The 8833-nt window shown below is 45.2% G+C and carries 10 protein-coding genes; all 10 read right to left on the reverse strand.

The window, feature by feature from the left end:
• A partial coding sequence (locus tag VIN66_RS07370) for a hypothetical protein (protein ID WP_331923379.1) occupies positions 1–326 on the reverse strand: 326 nt, incomplete at its 3' end.
• A 110-nt stretch (positions 327–436) separates the two neighbouring features.
• Positions 437–1129 (reverse strand): type II secretion system protein, encoded by a 693-nt coding sequence (locus tag VIN66_RS07375; protein WP_331923380.1) that lies wholly within the window; start codon positions 1127–1129, stop codon positions 437–439.
• Entirely contained in the window at positions 1108–1530 is a 423-nt protein-coding gene (locus VIN66_RS07380) for a hypothetical protein (protein WP_331923381.1), read from the reverse strand. The genes VIN66_RS07375 and VIN66_RS07380 overlap by 22 nt, the downstream gene beginning before the upstream one ends.
• The gene (locus VIN66_RS07385) at positions 1527–1907 is read right to left on the reverse strand and encodes a type II secretion system protein (protein ID WP_331923382.1); all 381 of its coding nucleotides are present in this window, start codon (positions 1905–1907) and stop codon (positions 1527–1529) included. The genes VIN66_RS07380 and VIN66_RS07385 overlap by 4 nt, the downstream gene beginning before the upstream one ends.
• Before the next feature lie 12 nt (positions 1908–1919).
• Positions 1920–3125 (reverse strand): type II secretion system F family protein, encoded by a 1206-nt coding sequence (locus VIN66_RS07390; protein ID WP_331923383.1) that lies wholly within the window; start codon positions 3123–3125, stop codon positions 1920–1922.
• Complete coding sequence (locus tag VIN66_RS07395) at positions 3125–4783, reverse strand: GspE/PulE family protein (protein WP_331923384.1); 1659 nt, start codon at positions 4781–4783, stop codon at positions 3125–3127. Before VIN66_RS07395 ends, VIN66_RS07390 begins: the two co-directional genes overlap by 1 nt.
• Positions 4780–5181, reverse strand: coding sequence for a type II secretion system major pseudopilin GspG (gene gspG / locus VIN66_RS07400; protein ID WP_331923385.1), 402 nt, complete (start codon positions 5179–5181; stop codon positions 4780–4782). The genes VIN66_RS07395 and gspG overlap by 4 nt, the downstream gene beginning before the upstream one ends.
• A 98-nt stretch (positions 5182–5279) precedes the next feature.
• Positions 5280–6155 (reverse strand): glycosyltransferase, encoded by an 876-nt coding sequence (locus VIN66_RS07405; protein WP_331923386.1) that lies wholly within the window; start codon positions 6153–6155, stop codon positions 5280–5282.
• Positions 6152–7024 (reverse strand): glycosyltransferase, encoded by an 873-nt coding sequence (locus VIN66_RS07410; protein WP_331923388.1) that lies wholly within the window; start codon positions 7022–7024, stop codon positions 6152–6154. The genes VIN66_RS07405 and VIN66_RS07410 overlap by 4 nt, the downstream gene beginning before the upstream one ends.
• Positions 7025–7049: 25 nt before the next feature.
• A partial coding sequence (locus tag VIN66_RS07415; RefSeq protein ID WP_331923387.1) for a nucleoside-diphosphate sugar epimerase/dehydratase occupies positions 7050–8833 on the reverse strand: 1784 nt, incomplete at its 5' end.

The raw sequence follows: 8833 nt of genomic DNA on the forward strand, positions 1-8833 counted from the left end.
CCATCCAGTTGTGGCAAGTCATTCTTATCTTGCCAATCTGCCAATGCAGCAGCGATTTCCCTTCCTCTTTGCTCCGAGCCTAATGTCCGTAACGTAAATTGACTGAGTAAACCGCTGTTAGGACTCGACGCGCTGATTAAACCAGATGTGTCCTGAATGTTTAATGTTACATCGTTAAATAAAAATGGCTCACCGTGAAAGTTCCAGCGCGAGCCATTGCTATCAGTATTCTTTTCTAACACTGCAGGCAGGTTTGACAGCATAGTAAATATAATTTCAGCCTCTGCGCTGTGCAGCTTCATATTAGCGGCGGTGTATTGCTGCACGGCTGATGCCAGGCGGAGATGCTGGCGGGCTTGATGATTCATTGACAGTAATATAACTGTCAAAATTGTGCTAAGTATAAGTACCTGGATTAATGCTATACCGCGCTGCTTCACGCTGGGTTCTCCTCAGCATATAAAGCATTAACACGGCTTCTGTCAGGGATAGTGAACTGTAATACAAAATCACCAAATGCTATTTTTATTTGTTCTGGATGCAGATGCCTATTCAGAGAATCAAATTCACTATACCATCTCGGTGCAGCGCTTACCTGCGCATTAAATTCATCTTGCGATGCAACCCTGACATCAAGATTTTCCCATCCGTAGTAACTAAATGATAAATCGCTTAAATTATCCGCAATAATTTGGCGATAGCTAAATGGTAGCTCCTGATCGGCATCTTTTAAAACGGTATGTTGCAAAGATGCTTCTTCATAGACAAGGCGGTAACTACCTATTTCATTCTGCTCGCGAAAAACCCTGATCACAGCGGGATAACCGATATTATAAATTGGCGCGTAAGTTACTGCTGTAAATCCTTCTTCGCGACCTAAAAAGTAATAGGCATTAAGTCCTTTATCTGAAACCGATAAAGGCAATATAGCCTGCATAGCATCAAGCAACAGGTCTGAGTAGTGGAACTGTTGAAATGCTTCATCGATACGAGACAAATCCCTCCGCCAGGTATCAGTATAAAGCTGATAAGCTGTGCCAGATAATACAAGCATGGTAAGCATGATTGTCATGGCAATCAGCAGCTCAACTAACGTAAACCCATTTTTTAAAACACCAGAGGCAACCATGCCAGCTCCTTAAACTGCAGTTGCTCAGTGCGTCCGGCATAGCTAAGTTCAAGATCTACTTGGTATAACCAAAAGCGTTCGGGTGGCACGCTGACACTACCGCTATCCAAATCAAAACGTTGCGGAGCAGAACCTTTGGCAATAACATTTGCTTGCCAGCTGTAAGTTAACTTGTTTATCCTGCCGCTACCAGATAAGCTTTCTTCAGGCTTACTCCGAATTTTCTGCTGTATGCTAAGTGCTATCATACGTGTGGGCTGCAGCGTTTTAATTATTTTTTCAGCTTGCGCGCTACTTTGCCTTAATGACTGGATACTCACCACACTTAAGCTTAATGCTGCAAATAAAATTACTGCAGCGACCAGAACCTCTATCAGCGTCAGTCCACGAGAAATATTCACTGTAACTCCGCAAGCTCGATGTTTTGCTGTTTTTTATCGGTAATAACATTGATCAGAGTCTTGTCAACAAAACCATTGGCATTTATCTGCAACTGCTGCCGAGGGAAAAAAAGATACTTAAATTCCAGCACTACACTTTCAGAGGCGATATCGCGGCGTAATTGTTTACCATCGAAGCTAAAATTGACAACCTGCCCTTTTAAAAAGGCCACTTTGCGACTGTCTAAAATATATTGTTTTGCTTCAGCAAACTCAGCTGCGGCTTTGGTTTTATCTACCTGAGCTATCATCAAAGGTGCGACCAGAGTTAGCACTGTCGTCATAATGGCAATGACTACCAGTAACTCGATTAAGGTAAAACCGTTACGCTTTTTCATAACAGAATGCGGTTACAAACCAACGTCTGTGGCAGAGGTAATACTGAGCATCATAATAACAACCACACCACCGACAATGCCGCCCATTACCAGAATTAGAAGCGGTTCAAGTAAACTGGTAAAGCGGGTCACCCAGTCGGTAAATTGTCTTTGGCTGCGCTGGGCAATTTCGTGAAAAATCCGCGCCAATTCACCACTTTCCTCGCCGACACTGAGCAAAGAGGCAAAAAAGTCAGGAAACAATCGGGTTTGTCTTAATGCAGCAGATAGCTGTTCACCACGTTTTATTTTACCGATCGCAATTTGCATTTCAGCACTAAGCTCAGGTTGTCTGATATTACCATTTGCTAAATCCATTGCCTGATCTACCGCTACACCGGCTTGTAACATCATCGCCAGCCCGCTGTTAAAGCGAATGCGCTCGACCAACATAATAGCGGAAGATACTACTGGCAAGCGGATAGCCAGCCATTGCCAGCGTTGTTGAAATGCAGGCTGCTTTTTACCTTGCACCAGAGCAAAGCCAGCTAGTAGCAAAGCAATGAAGAGATACCACTGGTATTGCTGTAACCAGGCAGACGTGCTAAGCAACAGGGTAGTGTAAAAGGGTAAATCTTGTTGACGCTCAAACATAGTAGCCATATTTGGCACAACGTAATTAAAAATAAACAACACTGAAGCAATACAGACAAACAAAATAACCATAGGGTAAGTGAGTGCCTGGGAGATTTTTTTCTGTAAATCGCGCCTGAAAGCCAGATCTTCGGCTAGTTGCCGGAAGATATCAGCTAGCTTGCCAGTTTTTTCACCAATGCTGACTAAATTGATATAAAGCGGATCAAAGTACTCCGGAAATCCTGCCAGTACTTGTGATAGTTGTTTACCGCTGCGTAATTCAGCACTGATTTTATTTAACAGCCTGGTCAGTGATGTTTTTTTGTTCGCCGATTTTAGCAGCTCAATACCTTTGTCTATTTTTAAGCCTGAATCCAATAGCAATGATAATTCAGCGGTAAGAAACTCGATATCGGCAATACCCACTTTGTCAGTACTAAAGAGACTTTCAGACTGGCTAAGTGCCGTTTCCTCTTTAACTGTTTTTAGCAATAAACCTTGTTGTTTCAGTTGCTGCTGCGCTTGCATTAACGAATCGGCAACAATACTGCCGTTTACGCGCGCACCGGATTTATCAAACCCCTCATATTCAAACTGTGGCATCAGCCTGCTACCCTTAATACTTCATCGATGGTAGTTGTACCCTGCATCGCTTTTAACAAGCCATCTTCCAGTAATGTTCTGCCTTGTTGTTGCTTGTTTACTTTACGCGCCTGTTGAATAAAGTTCTGATCTTTGGGCAGCGCTTTAATCTCATCACTGCAGCGTAAATACTCAATTATCGCGACCCGCCCTTTATAACCAGAGTGATTACAATGCTCGCAGCCAACGGCCTGACATAAATTAAGTTGGCCATTGTTAAGTTCATCAGCGTAGTGCTGCAACTGATAACGCTCTGTCAGCTCTTCTGCATTAGCGGCAGGAGCTGCGCAGTGCTCACAAAGGCGCCTGACAAGCCGTTGTGCGACGATAGAAACCAGCGCTGCATTGAGCAAAAACTCTTCAACGCCTAAATCCAGCAAACGGGTATAAGCACTGGGGGCATCATTGGTGTGCACCGTCGAAAACACCAGGTGGCCAGTCAGGGCAGACTGCATAGCAATGCCTGTTGTCTCCTTATCACGGATTTCACCCAACATAATGATGTCAGGGTCTTGCCGCACAATACTGCGAAGACCAGCCGCGAAATCAAAACCAATATCAGCCTGTACCTGTACCTGATTGATGCCGTCAAGCTGATATTCCACCGGATCTTCCAGTGTGATTATCTTCACTCCAGGTGTATTAAGCTTATTTAAAAAGGTGTAAAGGCTGGTGGTTTTACCTGAACCGGTTGGGCCGGTTAGTAAAATAACGCCTGCGGTGGTTTGAATATCCTGCAATATCTTTTGTTCGATATCTGGCGCTATACCAAGCACCGCCATATCGTAACGAATAGCATCTTTGCGTAAAAAACGCATTACTACGCTCTCACCGTCGTTTAACGGCAGAGCAGAAACACGGATATCTAAATCTATACCGCCGATGCGCATTTCTATTTTACCGTCCTGCGGCCGGCGCTTTTCGGCAATATCCATGTTACTGAGGATCTTTAAACGCGTAATAACTGGTAGTAACAATGTTGCCGGAATTGTCTCTATATCCTGCAGTACACCGTCAATGCGAAACCGTACCTTTCCACGGCTGCCTGCTGGTTCAACATGCATGTCAGATGCACGTTGCCGTAACGCTTTAGTGATCAGGGCGTTGAGTAAATTAACGGTTGGCGCTTCTGAAGCAAGCTCTCTTAACCTGGATTCTTCAACAGAAGTAAGCTCTCCGCTTACAGCATTGTCATCAACTTGTCTGGCTAATGCAGCCATCTTGTTGAACTGTTCATTAGTGACAACGCTTAACTGGCAGGATAAACCAAGAGAAACAACTATCTCTTGCGCATCTTTATTCAATGGCGCTGTGGTAGCAAAATGCCAGGCTTCCTCAGTAAAGGCAAACGGCAGCCAACCTTTTTCAGCCAGCAACTCAACAGGTAACCCGCGAGCTTGCTCCGGTAATTGCCAACTATCCAGCTGTGTATCGGACAACATAGGCAAACGCAGCAACCTGGCATAAATATCCGGTAAGGTTTCAGAAGAGAGACTGCCCATACTGACAAGTATTTGCTCCAGCTGCCCCCCGTACTTACGTTGAAATGCAGTTGCCTTCTCGATATCAGCAGTACTTACGGCAAAGCTTTGTTGCAATAGGGCCGGTAGAGCACTCATTTGTGAATAATGTCCGCATCATCGCCTTCGCCGCCTGGTCGGCCGTCACGGCCATAAGACATCAGAGAAAAACCTATGCCGGCATCGCTTTTATTACTATACACATAAGGATTACCCCACGGGTCAACAGGAACCTCTTTAGGCAAGTAGGGGCCGTCCCAGTTTTTGTTTTCACTTTTAACCAGCTCGCTTAGGTTTTCAGGATAATTGCCCATGTCTAAACGGTATGTATTGAGTGAGGTCTCCAACAGCTCCATTTGTGCTTTAGCTGTTTTAATTCGGGAAGAATCAACTTTAGAAAACATTTCTGGTGCAACCAGTGAGGCTAACAAGCCAACAATCACGATAACTATCAATAGTTCTATCAGCGTAAAACCGCGAACTTGCTTAAATTTCATGGAATATCCCGTTGTGTAAACTGACTTATTACAATGTTGTCGCATATTACCGTATGCCTCTGGCATGAACAAGGTAACTGCCGATTCGTCTAACGTTATTAAGGTAAAATAGTTTCAAAGCCAGCGTCAGCTATTCGTTGCTGCCAACTCCAACTTTGTAAAACCTCTGCAGAAATAGTCACGGCCGCAGGTGTAGGCCACACAGCTAACTGATGAATATCATGATATGGCAGCTTGTGGGTTGCCAGAAAACTGTTAACCCAGGCAGTTTTATTACCAATAACCGGCAGCCCGCACGCTACATACTCTAACATTTTGGTAGATGTCTGGAAATTGTATGGGTAAACGTCTGGCACATAGTTCAACCCGAATCTGGCTTGATTCAGTAGCTGAGGGATTTGGCTATTAGGTACTGCGCCTATGAACCGGATGTTTGCATGATGCTGATAGCGGCGTTGTAAGTATGCCATTGGTTGCCCTACAAGCCACATACTGGCGTGAGGACGCAATTTCAGCACGGCATCAATAGCTTTTTCTAATTGTCTACTATTGTTCATCGAACCGACATAAATAAGATCGCATTTCTTGTCCGTATTCAGTTGGGTCGTGAAGTGAGCAGATAATCCCATATCCCGATAACAAACAGGTACATCGTCATTAAACTGGAGTAAATCACTTTGACGAGGATTCTGAAATACCCGCAGATGGGGACGAATATTTAACATCTGCTTTAACTGGTCTTTAAACCTCGCAAACGGCGGTGTAGATAGCGATGCATATTCATGCACAATAAACTGATGAGGCTGAGGTTTATAATGGAAGTAGCCCATAAAAAACCAGACGATATCGTATCCTTGCAGATTCGCGTCAGGTGTGTTGATAACAACATGATATTTTTGACGGAAATATTCCGCATAAGCTTGCAGTTCAGGTAACTGAGCCTTGGACTGATGTACAAAACAGAGTGATTTCAACGCGGCAATCCTCTGCTGACAAACAGGCGGCTCCAGCCATGTCGGACTAACAATGTTTTTAGTACCCGGAAGCACTGTGTCAAGGGCAATCGAAAAAATGCCCTCCACGGAAAAGCCTTATTATTATGCAGCGCATAGTTAACATGATGACTGGCAAGCTGTGCCTTTGTCATAAATTTACGATGTTTATCAAGCAATAACTTGTAGCCTGTCTCACGTTTTTCTGAGGCGGAAATGCGTCCGGCTTCATGCTCCTGATGCAATACATAACTGGTACTGGGAATACGATAACCTTTACCAAAGGCTGCCGCTAAACGCAACCAGGTATCGTAATCCTGACAGCTGGGTAATGATGGGTCAAAACCGCCTATAGCCCGTAAGGTTGATGTTAGCGTAAACAACTGATTACCAACAACATTCGCATACAACAAATGCTGATAATTTATTGTCCTGGCCCGACGCGCAAAATTAAATACCCTACTGCCTTCTGAAATAACGGCATATCCGGTACATAAAAAAGCGCAGTCAGAATTACTATACCAATGCTGTACTAACTCGCTTACCCGCTCTGGTTTAAATTCATCATCATCATCCAGACCGGTAATAAACTCGCCCTGCGCCAGATTAATAGCCGTGTTTCTGGCTACCGGTGCACCGGACGGCTGCTGTAGGCGGATATATTTTACCTGAGGATAGTCAGCCAGTAATTGCTGATTTTTCTGCGCATTAACCTGTTCAGAGCCATCATCTACTACTATTACTTCAAGCGGCGAATAAGTCTGCGCTACACAACTGTTTACAGCCCTGGCAAGCATATCAGGGCGGTTCTGAGTTGCAATATAGATAGTTACAAGTGGCGGTGACTCCATAACATCAAAATGGGCCGCAGCTGATTTAAATAACACGTTTAATTTTACTACCTACATTTTCATTTACTAATATCTGAGAGACCAGATCGCAGTTGCCGTCGGATGGTGTAAACGCAATATGTTCATTCAGCAGCAGGGCTCTGATAGCCTCAACATTGTAGTCTTCACATACTGTTTTCAGGCTAGTTAACAGCTGCTGCATTGCATGCCAGCTAAGTGCAGATTCGTTCGCTTTCATAATGCGGGGGTGATCAGTCTGCTGCTCGTTACCGCTGATCAGCAGCTCTTCATACAGCTTTTCACCCGGCCTGAGCCCGGTATACAGAATTTCTATATCGCCGTTGGGGTGTACTTCATCTTTTACTTCCAGCCCCATTAAATGCACCATTCGGCGGGCAAGGTCAGCTATTTTTACCGGCTCGCCCATGTCGAGCACAAATACATCGCCGCCCTGCCCCATGGCACCGGCCTGAATAACCAACTGGGCGGCTTCAGGGATTGTCATAAAATAACGGATAATATCTTTGTGTGTTACCGTGACCGGCCCGCCACGACGGATCTGTTCACGAAACAAAGGTACAACAGAGCCGCTTGAGCCCAACACATTACCAAAGCGCACCATACAAAAGCGGGTACTGCTCTGGCGTTGCGACAATGCCTGCAATACCAGCTCTGCCATACGTTTGGTTGCGCCCATAATATTGGTCGGGCGCACGGCTTTGTCGGTCGAAATCAGGACAAAAGTTTCTACTGCAGTGTTAATCGCAGCCTCTGCCGCACAATGGGTACCAAATATATTATTCAGCACGCCCTCTGTGACATTAAACTCGACTAAAGGTACATGTTTATAAGCGGCGGCGTGATAAACCGTTTGCACAGAAAATGCCCGCATCACATTCTCAAGCAAACTTTGTCGCTGTACAGACCCCATGATAGGCACTATCTGTACATCAAGTTGTAGTTGCTTGATCAGCGTGGAAAGTTCCTGCTCGATGTTGTATAGCGCAAACTCTGAGCACTCGAACAGCACCAGCACTCTGGGTTCGTAATTAATAATCTGCCGGCATAACTCCGACCCTATAGAGCCACCCGCGCCTGTCACCATAACGGCTTTACCGGCAATGTTGGCCAGCATCAGTTTGTTTTTGGGTGCTACCGGGTCACGACCCAATAAGTCTTCAATTTTGACATCCTGCAATTCATCGATGCGCATCGAGCCATCAATCAAATCACTCATACCAGGTATGGATTGTACCGGGATCGGCAGCTCTTCTAACGCATCAAGTACTTCTCTGCGGCGGCCCCTGCTGGCTGATGGTACTGCCAATAAAATACGGCTGATATTGTGAGACTTAATCAGGCTGGTGATCTGAGCCTGAGACCCCACCGGAATACCCAGAATAGTCGAGCGGTGTAGTGTAGTATCATCATCAACAAATACTACCGGGTGATATTGTTCACCATTCATCAGTGCCTGGGCTAACTGGCGGCCTGAAGACCCTGCACCGTATATCAGTACCCGCTCTTTGTGACCGTTATTACGCTGCACCAGAAACATTCGGGCCAGTAAACGCAAACCGCCAGAACTGATCAGCGCCAGTATGGCGTAGACAAAAATCAGGCTGCCTTTATCATGAACTTTCAACAAACCAAAAAGCAGCGCCAGCACAAAAGCACTGCTAACAATACCCGCAAGCACAGCACCTAACGCATGTTGGCCAATATAACGGATTACCGCGCGGTACAAGCCTAGCTTGGTAAAAATAAACAAAGTGATAGGTAAGGTTATACCAAACGCTATCGCTATTT

It is taken from the genome of Rheinheimera sp. (assembly GCF_036568245.1).
Lineage (GTDB): Bacteria > Pseudomonadota > Gammaproteobacteria > Enterobacterales > Alteromonadaceae > Alishewanella.

What these genes read in the sequence shown, in the direction of transcription:
- VIN66_RS07375 (WP_331923380.1), bottom strand. Translation starts at nt 1,129, where the DNA reads ATGGTTGCCTCTGGTGTTTTAAAAAATGGGTTTACGTTAGTTGAGCTG.
- VIN66_RS07385 (WP_331923382.1), bottom strand. Translation starts at nt 1,907, where the DNA reads ATGAAAAAGCGTAACGGTTTTACCTTAATCGAGTTACTGGTAGTCATT.
- VIN66_RS07390 (WP_331923383.1), bottom strand. Translation starts at nt 3,125, where the DNA reads ATGCCACAGTTTGAATATGAGGGGTTTGATAAATCCGGTGCGCGCGTA.
- VIN66_RS07395 (WP_331923384.1), bottom strand. Translation starts at nt 4,783, where the DNA reads ATGAGTGCTCTACCGGCCCTATTGCAACAAAGCTTTGCCGTAAGTACT.
- gspG (WP_331923385.1), bottom strand. Translation starts at nt 5,181, where the DNA reads ATGAAATTTAAGCAAGTTCGCGGTTTTACGCTGATAGAACTATTGATA.
- VIN66_RS07410 (WP_331923388.1), bottom strand. Translation starts at nt 7,024, where the DNA reads ATGGAGTCACCGCCACTTGTAACTATCTATATTGCAACTCAGAACCGC.